Consider the following 12,701-nt stretch of genomic DNA (forward strand, 5'->3'; position numbering starts at 1 on the left):
CTGAACATGAATATCCTCATGTTATGATTTTGCCCTCATGGAATTTGTTGCAAATATAAAACCCTTTTCAAACCTGTTTGAAGGAATTATGACATGGTTTCATTAAGCAAGAATCAGACGGTTTCACTCAGCAAACAAACCGCTTCGCTGAATAAATTACATTTCGGCTTAGGCTGGGATCCCATTAAAAAGAAAGGCTTCATGGGCAAGCTTTTTGGTGGTGGCAGCGATTCCATCGATCTGGATGCCAGCTGCGTATTACTGGATCAATCCGGTCATGCCATTGATACCATCTGGTTCCGCGCATTAACCTCCAAATGTGGTGCGGTGAAACACAGCGGCGATAACCGTACCGGCGAAGGCGATGGCGACGATGAAGTGATCATCGTTGAGTTGTCACGTCTGCCAGCTAACGTTGAGTATCTGGCGTTCACCGTGAACAGCTTCCAGGGCCAAACCTTCAATGAAGTGGAAAATGCCTTCTGCCGCGTGGTGGATCAAAACGGCAAAGAGCTGGCGCGCTATGAGCTGACTGAGCAAGGCAGCCATACCGGCATCGTGATTGCTTCGCTGCACCGCAACGGCGGACTGTGGGACTTCACGGCGCATGGCCGCGCGAGTGCCGGCCGTACCATTGACGCGATGCAAAACGACATCGTTGCCGCAGTGGTGCGCTAATGAATATGACGCCGGGGAGCAATGCTCCCGTTCCCGCTAATCTGCTGACGGTGCGCGTACTCGCTGGCGCCGCCGTTGATGCTTCGGCCTTTCGTCTGTTCGCCAGCGGCAAAGTCAATGGCGATGCCGATATGGTGTTCTACGGTCAGCCGGATAACGATGACCGCACCATCAGCCTGAAAAGCGAAGGGCACAACTCTGCCTTTTCTGTCGATCTCACCCGCCTGCGTCCTGACGTGCAGAAAGTGGCCTTTACCGTTACCTGTGACGGCGGCCGCAACGTGTCGGGTTTGCAACGTCTGGCGATTCAGGTGGAGCAGAGCGGTGAAGTGTTGCTGAATGGCAGCGTGGAGCTGGTAGGACGTCAGGAAGCAGCGTTGATCCTCGGCGAACTTTACCGCCGTAATAATGAGTGGAAATTCCGCTTTATTGCGCAGGGTTTCAACGGCGGCTTAAAGCCGCTGGCGGAACATTTTGGTGTGGATGTGGCTGAACCCGCGCCTGCCCCAACGCCTGCGCCTGCACCGCAGGCGGCACCGGCTCCAGCACCGACACCCGCGCCGGCAAAAATCAATCTGAGCAAAGTGTCTCTTACCAAAGAGAAGCCAGCCATCAGCCTGACCAAGCGCGATAACTTCGGTGAGATCCGCATCAATCTGAACTGGCACCGTGAAACCAGCAGCGGTGGCGGCGGGTTGCGCGGATTGTTCGGCGGCAACAAAGGCGTGGATCTCGATCTCGGCGCCTTCGTTGAGCTGCAAGACGGCTCGCGCGGTGTGATCCAGGCGCTGGGCGGCAATTTTGGCGCTATGCATGGCAAACCTTTCGTACACTTGCAGGGCGACGATCGCACCGGCGAAGTGACCGACGGCGAATGGCTGCACATCAACGGTCGCGAATGGAGTCAGATTCGCGAGGTATTAATTTTCGCCTTCATCTATCAAGGTGCGGCGAGCTGGGACAAAACGGATGGCGTAGTCACGCTGCACATTCCAGACCAGCCTCCGATTGAAACGCGTATGACTGAAGGGGAGAACCGCCGCAACATGTGTGCGATTGCTCGCCTGGTCAATGAGAACGGCAGTATCCGCGTCGAGCGTATCAATCAGTTCTTTAACGGGCATTCCGATATGGACAAAGCTTTCGGTTGGGGATTCAACTGGCGAGCTGGCTCCAAATAATAACAGACAGAGGATTCACTATGAGCTTTTTCAACAAGGTCAAAGGGGCATTTAATTCCGGCCGCGATGAATTAACCAAACAGGTTAGCCGCTTTAAGAACAAGAAATTTATGCAAGGCACCGTCGCGGTGTGCGCACGCATTGCGGTGGCAGACGGCGGCGTGAGCGCGGAAGAGAAGCAGAAGATGATCGGTTTTCTGCGCGCCTCCGAAGAGTTGAAAGTCTTTGATACCAATGAAGTGATTGAGTTCTTCAACAAACTGGTGAGCAGCTTTGATTTCGATCTGGAAATCGGCAAGGGCGAAACCATGAAGTACATCATGGCGTTGAAAGATCAGCCGGAAGCCGCACAGTTGGCGATCCGCGTAGGTATTGCTGTCGGTAAGAGTGATGGTGATTTTGATGCTGACGAGCAGAAAGCGGTGCGTGAAATCGCCGTCGCTTTGGGCTTTGATCCAGCAATATTTGGTCTGTAATTTTTTATCTTTTAAGGGTTCATCATGGTGTCTACGCACATTGGCTTCCCAACTGAAACAGTCGCGGTTTTCATCGCGCTGTCGGTGGGCGCTATTTTTATCGACCTGTTCATGCACCGCGGCGACAAGCCGATTTCGCTGAAAAGCGCGGCGCTGTGGTCAGTGTTCTGGGTGGCGGTGGCGATGGGTTTCGCCGGCTTCCTCTATATCCATCACGGCGCTGAAGTTGCCAGCCTGTTCGTGACCGGTTATGCGCTGGAGAAAGTACTCTCCGTCGATAACCTGTTCGTGATGATGGCGATCTTCTCGTGGTTTGCCGTTCCGGACCGCTATCGTCACCGCGTGCTTTACTGGGGCATCATCGGTGCCATCGTTTTCCGTGGCATCTTCGTGGCGATCGGTACCGGCTTGCTGAGCCTTGGTCCGTATGTCGAAATCGTGTTTGCGCTGATCGTCGCGTGGACGGCGGTAATGATGCTGAAAAGCGGCGATGACAGCGACGAGATCGAAGACTACTCGCAGCACCTTGCTTATCGCATGGTGAAGCGCTTCTTCCCAATCTGGCCAAAAATGCGCGGTAACGCCTTCCTGCTGAATCAGAAGGAAGTTGATGAAGAGCTGCAGAAGCCAGAAAACAAAGACGTAGCGATTGGTCGCGGCAAGAAAGCGGCGCTGTATGCCACGCCGTTGATGCTGTGTGTGGCGGTGGTAGAACTCTCTGACGTGATGTTCGCCTTTGACTCCGTGCCGGCGATTATCGCAGTAAGCCGTGAACCGCTGATCGTTTATAGCGCCATGATGTTCGCCATCCTCGGCTTGCGTACACTGTACTTCGTACTTGAAGCATTGAAGCAGTATCTGGTTCACCTCGAGAAAGCCGTTATCGTGCTGCTGTTCTTCATCGCGGTGAAACTGGGTCTGAATGCTACCGATCATATCTGGCATCACGGCTACAGCATCTCTGCTAGCGCCAGCCTGTTTGTGGTACTCGGCGTGTTAGCGGTCGGTATCGTACTCAGCGTGATGTTCCCCGGTAAACCCGAGGAAAAAGAAGAGAGCTGATCTTCTGCCAGCAATGAGTCTGAAAAATCATTAACCAAGAGGTAATTACAATGAGCGTTTCTCTTTCTAAAGGCGGTAACGTTTCGCTGAGCAAAGCGGCACCAACCATGAAAAACGTCCTCGTTGGCCTTGGCTGGGATGCACGTTCCACCGATGGTCAGGACTTTGACCTTGATGCGTCAGCGTTCTTGCTGTCCGCCAGCGGCAAAGTCCGCGGCGATGCTGACTTTATTTTCTACAACAATCTGGTCTCTTCCGACGGTTCCGTTTCCCACACCGGTGACAACCGTACTGGTGCAGGCGATGGCGATGATGAATCGCTGAAAATCAAACTGGATTTGATTCCGGCTGACGTCGACAAGATTGTGTTTGTGGTCACCATCCACGATGCGCAGACCCGTCGTCAGAGCTTTGGCCAGGTTTCCGGCGCGTTTATCCGCCTGGTCAACGATGACGATCGCAGTGAAGTGGCGCGTTACGATTTGACCGAAGATGCCTCCACCGAAACCGCGATGCTGTTTGGTGAGCTGTACCGTAACGGCGCCGAGTGGAAATTCCGCGCGGTAGGCCAGGGTTATGCCGGCGGCCTCGCTTCGGTATGTGCTCAGTACGGTATCAACGCGTCTTAATTATCACGGGCAGCTTCGCGCTGCCCGCATCATCCAATTAAAAGCAGGAGCTTTAAAATGGCAGTTTCTCTGGTAAAAGGCGGTAACGTTTCCCTGACTAAAGAAGCACCAACCATGAATGTTGCCATGGCGGGTCTGGGTTGGGATGCACGTGTAACAGATGGTCAGGATTTCGACCTCGACGCGTCAGTATTTATGGTCGGTGACGACGGTAAAGTGCTGAGCGATGCCAGCTTCATCTTCTTCAACAACAAGCAGAGCGCTTGTGGTTCCGTTGAGCATCAGGGCGATAACCGCACCGGTGCTGGCGATGGCGATGACGAGCAGGTTAAAATTACCCTGTCTAAAGTACCGGCTGAGGTGAAGAAGCTGGTCTTCGCGGTGACCATTTATGATGCCGAAGCGCGTAAGCAGAACTTCGGCATGGTGAGCAACAGCTTCATGCGTATCTTCAATAATGACAGCGGTGCTGAAATCGCCCGTTTTGACCTGTCTGAAGATGCGTCTACCGAAACCGCGATGGTGTTTGGTGAGCTGTATCGCAATGGTGCCGAGTGGAAATTCAAAGCCGTTGGTCAGGGCTTCGCAGGCGGCCTGTCAGCGCTGGCTTCGCAGCACGGCGTGAGCGTCTGATTCAAAGCATTGCTAACAAAGCCCCGGCTGGTCCGGGGCTTTTTACTGTCTCAATAATGGATCAAAACGACTAAGTGCTTATTGCGTAGCGACGAAGTGTCAATCGGTCGCCATGAATTGTGCCCCTAAGGATCCAGACGCAGCATGCGCAGTTTTTCCATTGGCACGCGGCGTTTTTTCCACGTTGGATGGAAATGACGCCAGTGTGGATCCTGCGCGGCGGCCAGTAACTCAAAATCACCGCGCGTATCGCCCCAGGCGCGCAGGTGATAGTTATGCAGCGGGCCGTAAACGCTTTCCAGTCGCTTGACCTTTTGCCCGCAGCGGCAGTTATGGCCGGTAATTTTACCAGTAAGAATGCCGTCAACGACTTCTAATTGGGTACCGATCAGATTGATGCCCAGTCGCTCGGCGAACGGTTCTAACACCATCGCCGGCGAGGCGGAACAGATGGTCACTTCGGCGCTGGAGTTCACTTCGGCGGCAACCGCTAACAGCCCGGCTGGGCGCATTAGCTTATTCCAGTTTGCCGCGCAGAAAAGTTGCGCCTGCTGGCGAATCCATTGCTCCTCAACGCCGGTTAAAAAGGTGTGAATCAACACTTCTTTTAACTCATCACGCGTTAGCTTTTTCCGCATGCAGCGCAGCGTTGGGAATGCCAGTTTGGCAATTTTGCGTGCGAACGCGCGTTTGCCAAAGCTGAAGCGCAGAAAGGGGATGAAGCTGTCGTGAATGGTCAGCGTGCCGTCAAAATCGAAGACTGACAGAACCTGATTTTCACGCGCTAAGGAGGATTCCATGGACATGTTGTTCTCTTTTGTCGCAAGCCGTAATCAATGCCACGATGATAGCAAATGGCTGGCCGATATTCTCATGCGTGAATGCGGCTACCGATAAACGGTAGCCGTTTGAAACGCTTACTCGCGGATTTTGCCCTCTTCCTCGCGGGTTTTACCCTCTTCGATAAACTCTTCGTCAATCTCTTCGGAGTTCTCACGGTTATCGCGACCAGAAAGCAGATTCCAGCAGGCAATAAACAGCGCGGCGATCAGCGGACCAATGACAAAGCCGTTGATGCCGTACACTTCCATGCCGCCCAGCGTGGAGATCAGGATCAGATAGTCCGGCATTTTGGTGTCTTTACCGACTAGCAGCGGACGCAGAATATTATCCACCAGGCCAACCACCACCACGAAGAAGCCAATCAGGAACAGCGCTTTCCAGATGGCGCTGGTGGCGAAGAAGAAGATGGTTGCCGGTACCCAGACAATGGCGGAACCGACCGCCGGAATGAGCGACAGGAATGCCATCAAGGTGCCCCACAGCAAGCTGCCATCAATGCCGGTGATCCAGAAGGCGATGCCGCCCAGCACACCTTGTACCACCGCAACCACCACCGTGCCTTTGACCGTGGCGCGCGATACCGCTGCGAACTTCATCAGCAGGTGATGTTTCACGTAGGTTGAAAGCGGCAGCGCTTCCAGAATTAAATTCACCAGCCAGGCGCCATCTTTCAACAGGAAGAACAGCAGATAGAGCATCACGCCAAAGCCAACGGTAAAGGTGAAGGTCCCTTTACCGATCAGGAACACGCTGCCCGCCATGTATTGGCCGCCTTTCAGCGCAAAGCCAGAGAGCTTCTGCTGAATCTCCTGCGCGTTGTTCAGGTTGTTATCGGCGAGATAGTTGCGTGCCCAGGAAGGCAGATGCTGCAGCAGATCGGCAAACACCGCAGGGAACTGCGCGGAGTTGTTCTGCAGCTTGGTGTAGACGGTGTTAACTTCAACCACCATTGAAGAGGTGATCAGCGCCAACGGCGTGAACACCATCAGGCAGATAATCAGCAACGTAGCGAACGAAGCCAGGCCGTTGCGATCGCCCATTTTACGGCGCAGCAGCGACTTCAGTGGATGGAAGATCACCGCCAGAATCGCGGCCCAGAAAATGGCAGAAAAATAGGGTGTCAGCACATCAAAAAAGGCGAAGGTGACGATCGCCAAAATAACGATAAAGAAGCCTAAATTAAGTCCTTTAATACGCATTACATAGTCTCGTCAGTAGATAGGGCGAATGAACTATAGAACGCTTAACGGGGAAAGTAATGTTTTTAGGATCGATGGTTCGCTCAAGCTCGTGAAGAGAGCAGACACAGGATGTCCCGATTTGTCCGCCTGATGTCTGTTCACTGGCTGGCGCGGCAGCACTATTACGGTGATGATGGTGGCTGAAACTCACCGGAGGAAATCATGCTGGAACTACGTCCTAACTGCGAATGCTGCGATAGAGATCTGCCGCCGGAGTCGCTTGAGGCGCGCATCTGTTCATTTGAATGCACGTTCTGTGTGGCGTGCGCGGAAGGTATCCTGGCGCAGCGCTGCCCGAATTGCAGCGGTGAACTGGTGCGTCGACCGATTCGTCCTGCTGCAGCGTTAGCACGTCATCCGGCGTCCTCAACGCGCTATTTATCTTCTTCATGAGATAGTGAGCGTGCAAACCAATATTCTGCTCATGTAAACGTTTACCCTAAATAGTTTATCAGGCTGCCTCGTGATATTTAAACGTTACGCAAGCAGGGTAATTTTGAGCACGATAGTAATCACCGCCGTGTATTAATGTTGGTGATAAACAATCCGCGCCTAATAAGTAGCAGTAATTGTTAAATACTCATCAGGTTGCGCGTGCGGCGTGCTGAGATTATAAAGGTTTAAAAAGCAAATAGTTTTGTTTTTAAAGGGATATTAACCATTCTTGATAGCATGGATTAGCTGCTTGAATGCCTTATTGTTGTGTCTTTGCTGAATCTGGTCAGAGCACAGACCTTATTTATCCTGAAACAACGTTCCTAAAATAATATTTGTTTCTGTCATTTAATTTTTGCGTATTTTTCTGAAAAATAGCCCTTTTCAAAAGAAGTTTTCAATTTTAAATGGTATTGTTTGCTGGCAATGCTAGTGATGTGGCGTTGTGTGCTTCAGTTTTACCCTCACTTTTGCAGGGTTTACCCCTTTATGCAATTTATGGAAATTGAATTATCCTCCCGATCCTTGCGATCGGGTTTTTCTTTATATTTCCCGCTCTCGCCGCAATAAACGCTGATGCGTCTCTTCGATCCCGTTAATGTCAGAAAATACACAATCGTTAAGAAAGTGATAAGTTGACGTAATTTCCTGTAAGTATGCGGTTTTTAAGAGTTTTGGAAATGCTTTTCTGTCTCCAGTTAATCAATAGTAATGCTTAACGGCACAGCAACCGCCGTTATCATTGGAGGCAACACCATGAAAAAAACAACATTAACTCTTATTGCGTCATTTATTGCATGCAGCACACTGTTTTCTAGCGTCTCGTGGGCAGACGGCCCAGGTGACCAGCGCTGGCAGCCGCACGGCGGCGACCAGCATCAAGACCACGGACGTGGCCCGGATCGTGGCGGCGACCGCGGACCGGATCGCGGCAATCATCATGACCGTGGTCACGATCGCGGCCCCGGCCCGGATCGTCATGACCGTTATGCTGACCATCGTATGCCGGAAGGGCATCGTGACGGCGACCGCTTCGCCTGGGGCGGACATGACTTCCGTCGCGGCTATCCGGCACCGCCGGAGTTTCGTGGTCCGCATTATCGCGTAGATGACTGGCGTGACCGTGGTCTGTATGAACCACCGCGCGGTGAGCATTGGGCTTACATCGACGGTAATTACGTGCTGGTGGCCGCAGCAACCGGCATCATTACCGCGATTCTGCTCAACGGCGCGTTCAACTAATCTCCCCGGCGGATGGCTACGGCCATCCGTGTTTCTCTGCGCTTTGTCCGCTCACCAGGTTATTCTCTCTACGACCCGTTTTTCCTTTCGATACGTTAAGGAGTGATGATGACCGTGGTAAAAATGGTGGCGGTGGATAAAGACGGCACCTTTCTCGACGACAATAAACAGTACAATCGCGCGCGTTTTAACGCCTGCTATCAGGAAATGAAGCAGCGCGGCATCAAGTTTGTGGTAGCCAGCGGCAACCAGTATTACCAACTCAAATCCTTCTTCCCTGAGATCGCCCACGAAATTGCCTTCGTGGCGGAGAACGGCGCGTGGATTATCGATTGTGATGAAGAGTTATTCTGCGGCGAGTTTTCCCGTCCGGATATTGATGCGGTGCTGGATACATTGCACAACGGTAACTATCCCGAACTGCGTTACATCCTGTGCGGACGCGACAGCGCGTACTACTTCGAAGGCCTTGATGAAAAGTGGCTGGTGAAAATGCGTCACTATTGCCACCGCCTGAAGGCGATTCGCAGCCTCGATGACGTGGCGGGCGATAAGCTGTTCAAGTTTGCGCTGAATCTGTCTGATGATTACGTGGAACCGCTGATGGCGGACATTGAGCGTCTGCATCAGGGGGCGGCTGCCGCCACGTCCAGCGGTCATGGATCGGTGGATTTGATCGTGCCGGGCAACCATAAAGGTCACGGCCTCGATCTGTTGGGCAAACGCTGGGGCATCGAACGCAGTGAAATTCTGGTGTTTGGCGACGGCGGTAACGATCTCGAAATGCTGCAGCAGTCGGGCTTCAGCTTTGCCATGGCGAACGCACCGCAGAAGGTCAAAGATGCGGCCCGCTTTGAAGCGCCGGGTAATAACGACGAGGGCGTTTTACAGGTGATTGAGCAGATGCTGGCTGGCAAACCGCCGTTTGTCATCTGATCGTCATTTACAGCTGAATTTATTCTTTGCTTTGCCGATATTCGATTGTGACGGAACGCACAATTCGCCGCTGAGCGGCACTTCTTATCTCAATCGTTAATGCAGTCGGTTAGAAAGGATAAATTATGTTGCCAACCCGTTTGGCTGCCCGCATGACGCTGGGTGGCCTGCTATTACTGTGCGTCACCACCGCAGTCGTATTTTCCGTTCTGTTGTTGCGCGGTCAGCCGCGCGTCATCGAAGCCAGCCATACGCTGATTGAGCAGGCCGGTAGCAATCTGGTCAGCCAATTAAATCAGCAGCTGGTGCGCATTGAAGGCGAGGCCGTCAGCATGGCGCGCCTTGCTGAAGTGTTGCCGCACGATGCCACGCTGTGGCAGCAAAGCTTCCCACAAATCATCAACAGCAGCGGCAATAAAACCATTGCCGGCGGCGGCGTGTGGCCGGAACCCGATGCGTTTAGCGCCGGTGTGCAACGTCGTAGCTTCTTCTGGGCGCGACAGGGTGATGGCGCGCTGGCCTATTCCGATGACTACAACCTGCCTGCGGGCAACGGCTATCAACAGGAAAGCTGGTACAGCGCGGTGCGTAACGGACCGCGCGATCGTTGCGGTTGGTCGGAGGTGTATCAGGATCCGGTCTCCGGTGTGAAAATGGTGACCTGCAGCGTGCCGTATGCGGCGGGCGATCGGTTTGCCGGTGTCGCAACGCTGGATGTGCAGCTGGATAATCTTGCGGGCTTTATGCAGCAGAAAGGGCAGGTGACGGGCGGTTATGCCTTTGCGCTCGATAGCGCGGGCAATCTGCTCTATTACCCAGGCCAGGATATGAAATCGCTCACCACCTTGAGCAGCCTGGCGGAAAAATCCAGCTGGCTGGCGCCGCTGGCCGCCCGTATCACCCAGTTGAAGGGCGATGGCGATGTATTACAACTGTCGGATTTTGCAGACGGCTACTTGCACAACAGCGCGCAGGTGACGCTGTTCCGCATGCCCGGCACCGGTTGGGTGATTGGCCTGGTAACGCCGGAAAGTGCCGTCAGCGGCCTGGCGCGTACCATGATGCGCGACATCTTCACTTTCCTGATTCCGGCGATGATCGTGCTGCTGCTGTTAACCTGGGCGTTTACCCAACGCATTGGCCAACGTCTGAAGGCGACGCACGCGGCGCTGGATGAGATTGCCAATGGCGATGGCGATTTAACCCGCCGTCTGACCAAAAGTGGGCGCGATGAGCTGGCGGATATTGCCGGTGCGTTCAACAGCTTTGTCGATAAGATCGCTGGCGTGATTACCCGCGTGCAGGGCAGCGGCGAAACGGTGGCGGCCAACGCATCGGGATTAGCGCACAGCAACACCGCGCTGTCGGAGAAAATCGCTGAGCAGGCTGCGGCGCTTGAGCAGAGTGCGGCGGCGATGGAGCAGCTTAACGCCACCGTGCAGCAAAACGCTGAAAATACCCGACTGGCCGATGCTGCCGCCGAACAGACCGCGCAGATTGCCCGCAGCAGCAGCGAAGTGATGGGCGAAGTGGTGAGCACCATGGGCGCTATTCAATCCTCGTCGCGCCGCGTGGCGGAGATTCTGACGGTGATTGACAGCATCGCGTTTCAAACCAACATCCTTGCCCTGAATGCGGCGGTGGAAGCGGCACGCGCCGGTGAGCAAGGGCGTGGTTTTGCGGTGGTGGCATCTGAAGTGCGCGCCTTAGCCCAGCGCAGCGCCACGGCGGCGCAGGAGATCAAAGCGCTGATTGCCGATTCCGACAGCAACGTGCTGGCCGGCAGTAAACTGGTGGAAGGCGCGGGGCAGCAGCTTTCGCAACTGGTTTCCGACGTGCATAAAGTGAAGCAGGTAGTCAGCGAGATGCGCGTGGCTGGTGATGAGCAGAGCAAAGGTATTGCGGAAGTGACGCTGGCCGTATCACAGATGGAGCGCGGTATTCAGCAAAACCTGATGCTGGTGACGCAAACCGCCGAAAATACCCAGGCGCTGCGTGATGAAGCGGCGCAGCTGGCGCAAGAGATGGCGATGTTTAAAGTGGCTGAGCAGTAAAAAATCGGGCAGCGTCGGCTGCCCGTTATCATTTAGACGATGCGCCAGGCGGCGGCAATCATCTCGGTTAACGTCGGTGCATCGTAGCTGACCCAGCCGTTTTTGCTGTTGGCGCGCGACACAATCCAGTCAACGTCGGTGGCTGACAGCGTTGGGCCTTCTAACCAGAACGGCACGATCGCCTGCTGCTGGATCCAGGCTTTCAACGCCAGCGCGGGCGGCGCGGGATCGTCCGGCAGCAGCTGTTGGCCGAACTGCGCCATCAAACGTTGCTGTTCAGCATGCTCGGTTTCTGCCAGCACCTCGAGGAACGGGAACAGTAAACGTCCGCACACTTCGCCGTGATGGAACGGCTTGATCGCCCCCAACTCACCGGCAATGCCATGGATCACGCCCAATCCGGCGCTGCTCAGACACACGCCACCCAACCATGACGCCATCATCATCGCTTCGCGCGCGGCATCTCCGCGCTCGTCGTCACGGTTTAAATCTGGCCAGGCCTGGAAGAACAGTCGCAGCCCATTAAGCGCAGTTTGCTGGGTGAACAAATTGCCTTTGCGCGACAGATAGGCTTCGAAAAGATGGGTGAAGGCATCGATGGCGCAGGTTGCCAGCACGCTGTCGGGCGCGCCTTTTAGCAGATCAGGATCGAGAATTGCGACCTGCGGCACAAACACCGGATGGCGCAGCGACGCTTTGACCTGAATATGCTGCTGATCGGTCACCACTGCGTTCTGCGTGGCTTCGCTGCCGGTGCCGGCCGTGGTGGGAATGGCGATCAGCGGCAAGGTCACCGCTTGCACTGGCGTATCACCGACTTTCTCCAGATAGCGCGCGGTATTCAGCGGGTGCTGCATCATCGCGCTAAAGGCTTTAGCCGCATCCAGCACGCTGCCGCCACCAATCGCCACCACGCGATCAACATGGCCGCGCCAGCGTCGCACCCAGCCATCAATCTCATCTGGCGAGGCTTCATGGCTGACAATCTCGTAACCGATGATGTGATCGTTGAGCGCGGCACCTAAGCGCGTCCAGGCCGGACCATTCAGGAATGAGCGGCCGCAAAACAGCAGCGTCGGCTGGGTATTGGCCGCCAGCAGCGGAATCAGTTGGTCAATGCTGCCGCGCCCAAACAGGGTTTGTTGATTACTGTACAACTCGATCAGATTCTCACTCACCTGCACGTCCTTCTTGTTTGGCTCAAAGACCTAAGTGTAACCAAAAGCCGTGACACTCCCGCTGCAAACATTCTGATAACCCGCTGGCAAAAAGTTGATCACCTTCGCAAAAC

At 54.4% G+C, this 12,701-nt stretch carries 13 protein-coding genes; 10 read left to right on the top strand and 3 right to left on the bottom strand.

Annotated elements, in window-relative coordinates; translation table 11 throughout:
- Positions 1 to 93 precede the first annotated feature (93 nt).
- The 6 genes from P6287_RS05435 to P6287_RS05460 are packed head-to-tail and all read left to right on the top strand — an operon-like array spanning position 94 to position 4,659.
- A complete protein-coding gene (locus P6287_RS05435; protein ID WP_101763278.1) occupies positions 94 to 678 on the top strand; it encodes a TerD family protein in 585 nt (194 codons plus the stop codon).
- Complete coding sequence (locus P6287_RS05440) at positions 678 to 1,859, top strand: TerD family protein (RefSeq protein WP_277974633.1); 1,182 nt, start codon at positions 678 to 680, stop codon at positions 1,857 to 1,859. Before P6287_RS05435 ends, P6287_RS05440 begins: the two co-directional genes overlap by 1 nt.
- Before the next feature lie 20 nt (positions 1,860 to 1,879).
- Complete coding sequence (locus P6287_RS05445; RefSeq protein WP_101763276.1) at positions 1,880 to 2,335, top strand: tellurite resistance TerB family protein; 456 nt, start codon at positions 1,880 to 1,882, stop codon at positions 2,333 to 2,335.
- 24 nt (positions 2,336 to 2,359) lie between these two features.
- Positions 2,360 to 3,397 (top strand): TerC/Alx family metal homeostasis membrane protein, encoded by a 1,038-nt coding sequence (locus tag P6287_RS05450; RefSeq protein WP_008103746.1) that lies wholly within the window; start codon positions 2,360 to 2,362, stop codon positions 3,395 to 3,397.
- A gap of 50 nt (positions 3,398 to 3,447) precedes the next feature.
- On the top strand, positions 3,448 to 4,026 hold the full coding sequence (locus P6287_RS05455) for a TerD family protein (protein WP_008103744.1): 579 nt from the start codon (positions 3,448 to 3,450) through the stop codon (positions 4,024 to 4,026).
- Between the two features lie 57 nt (positions 4,027 to 4,083).
- On the top strand, positions 4,084 to 4,659 hold the full coding sequence (locus P6287_RS05460; protein WP_101763275.1) for a TerD family protein: 576 nt from the start codon (positions 4,084 to 4,086) through the stop codon (positions 4,657 to 4,659).
- A gap of 125 nt (positions 4,660 to 4,784) precedes the next feature.
- Here P6287_RS05460 and P6287_RS05465 read toward each other — a convergent pair whose 3' ends face one another.
- Both P6287_RS05465 and P6287_RS05470 read right to left on the bottom strand, forming a co-directional pair.
- The gene (locus P6287_RS05465) at positions 4,785 to 5,465 is read right to left on the bottom strand and encodes an HAD family hydrolase (RefSeq protein ID WP_101763273.1); all 681 of its coding nucleotides are present in this window, start codon (positions 5,463 to 5,465) and stop codon (positions 4,785 to 4,787) included.
- A 111-nt stretch (positions 5,466 to 5,576) separates the two neighbouring features.
- Positions 5,577 to 6,701 (bottom strand): AI-2E family transporter, encoded by a 1,125-nt coding sequence (locus P6287_RS05470; protein WP_101763272.1) that lies wholly within the window; start codon positions 6,699 to 6,701, stop codon positions 5,577 to 5,579.
- A gap of 204 nt (positions 6,702 to 6,905) precedes the next feature.
- Between P6287_RS05470 and P6287_RS05475 the strand changes: the two genes are divergently transcribed.
- The 4 genes from P6287_RS05475 to P6287_RS05490 all read left to right on the top strand — a co-directional run bounded on the left by P6287_RS05475 (position 6,906) and on the right by P6287_RS05490 (position 11,410).
- Positions 6,906 to 7,136 carry a DUF1272 domain-containing protein gene (locus P6287_RS05475; RefSeq protein ID WP_277974634.1) on the top strand — a complete coding sequence of 77 codons (231 nt, stop codon included), beginning with the start codon at positions 6,906 to 6,908 and terminating at the stop codon, positions 7,134 to 7,136.
- A gap of 798 nt (positions 7,137 to 7,934) precedes the next feature.
- A complete protein-coding gene (locus P6287_RS05480; RefSeq protein WP_192414138.1) occupies positions 7,935 to 8,420 on the top strand; it encodes an RcnB family protein in 486 nt (161 codons plus the stop codon).
- Between the two features lie 108 nt (positions 8,421 to 8,528).
- Positions 8,529 to 9,356, top strand: a complete 828-nt coding sequence (locus P6287_RS05485) for a Cof-type HAD-IIB family hydrolase (RefSeq protein WP_101763270.1) — start codon at positions 8,529 to 8,531, stop codon at positions 9,354 to 9,356.
- Positions 9,357 to 9,481: 125 nt separating this feature from the next.
- Entirely contained in the window at positions 9,482 to 11,410 is a 1,929-nt protein-coding gene (locus P6287_RS05490; RefSeq protein WP_192236650.1) for a methyl-accepting chemotaxis protein, read from the top strand.
- Positions 11,411 to 11,442: 32 nt separating this feature from the next.
- Here P6287_RS05490 and P6287_RS05495 read toward each other — a convergent pair whose 3' ends face one another.
- Complete coding sequence (locus P6287_RS05495; RefSeq protein ID WP_233501651.1) at positions 11,443 to 12,594, bottom strand: iron-containing alcohol dehydrogenase; 1,152 nt, start codon at positions 12,592 to 12,594, stop codon at positions 11,443 to 11,445.
- Positions 12,595 to 12,701: the final 107 nt, after the last annotated feature.

Origin of the sequence: Pantoea sp. X85, assembly GCF_029623675.1 — a bacterium.
In the GTDB taxonomy this organism is placed as follows: domain Bacteria; phylum Pseudomonadota; class Gammaproteobacteria; order Enterobacterales; family Enterobacteriaceae; genus Pantoea; species Pantoea leporis.

Excerpts from the sequence above, each read along its gene's own strand:
- P6287_RS05435 (WP_101763278.1), top strand. The coding sequence starts at position 94 with ATGGTTTCATTAAGCAAGAATCAGACGGTTTCACTCAGCAAACAAACC.
- P6287_RS05440 (WP_277974633.1), top strand. The coding sequence starts at position 678 with ATGAATATGACGCCGGGGAGCAATGCTCCCGTTCCCGCTAATCTGCTG.
- P6287_RS05445 (WP_101763276.1), top strand. The coding sequence starts at position 1,880 with ATGAGCTTTTTCAACAAGGTCAAAGGGGCATTTAATTCCGGCCGCGAT.
- P6287_RS05450 (WP_008103746.1), top strand. The coding sequence starts at position 2,360 with ATGGTGTCTACGCACATTGGCTTCCCAACTGAAACAGTCGCGGTTTTC.
- P6287_RS05455 (WP_008103744.1), top strand. The coding sequence starts at position 3,448 with ATGAGCGTTTCTCTTTCTAAAGGCGGTAACGTTTCGCTGAGCAAAGCG.
- P6287_RS05460 (WP_101763275.1), top strand. The coding sequence starts at position 4,084 with ATGGCAGTTTCTCTGGTAAAAGGCGGTAACGTTTCCCTGACTAAAGAA.
- P6287_RS05465 (WP_101763273.1), bottom strand. The coding sequence starts at position 5,465 with ATGTCCATGGAATCCTCCTTAGCGCGTGAAAATCAGGTTCTGTCAGTC.
- P6287_RS05470 (WP_101763272.1), bottom strand. The coding sequence starts at position 6,701 with ATGCGTATTAAAGGACTTAATTTAGGCTTCTTTATCGTTATTTTGGCG.
- P6287_RS05475 (WP_277974634.1), top strand. The coding sequence starts at position 6,906 with ATGCTGGAACTACGTCCTAACTGCGAATGCTGCGATAGAGATCTGCCG.
- P6287_RS05480 (WP_192414138.1), top strand. The coding sequence starts at position 7,935 with ATGAAAAAAACAACATTAACTCTTATTGCGTCATTTATTGCATGCAGC.
- P6287_RS05485 (WP_101763270.1), top strand. The coding sequence starts at position 8,529 with ATGACCGTGGTAAAAATGGTGGCGGTGGATAAAGACGGCACCTTTCTC.
- P6287_RS05490 (WP_192236650.1), top strand. The coding sequence starts at position 9,482 with ATGTTGCCAACCCGTTTGGCTGCCCGCATGACGCTGGGTGGCCTGCTA.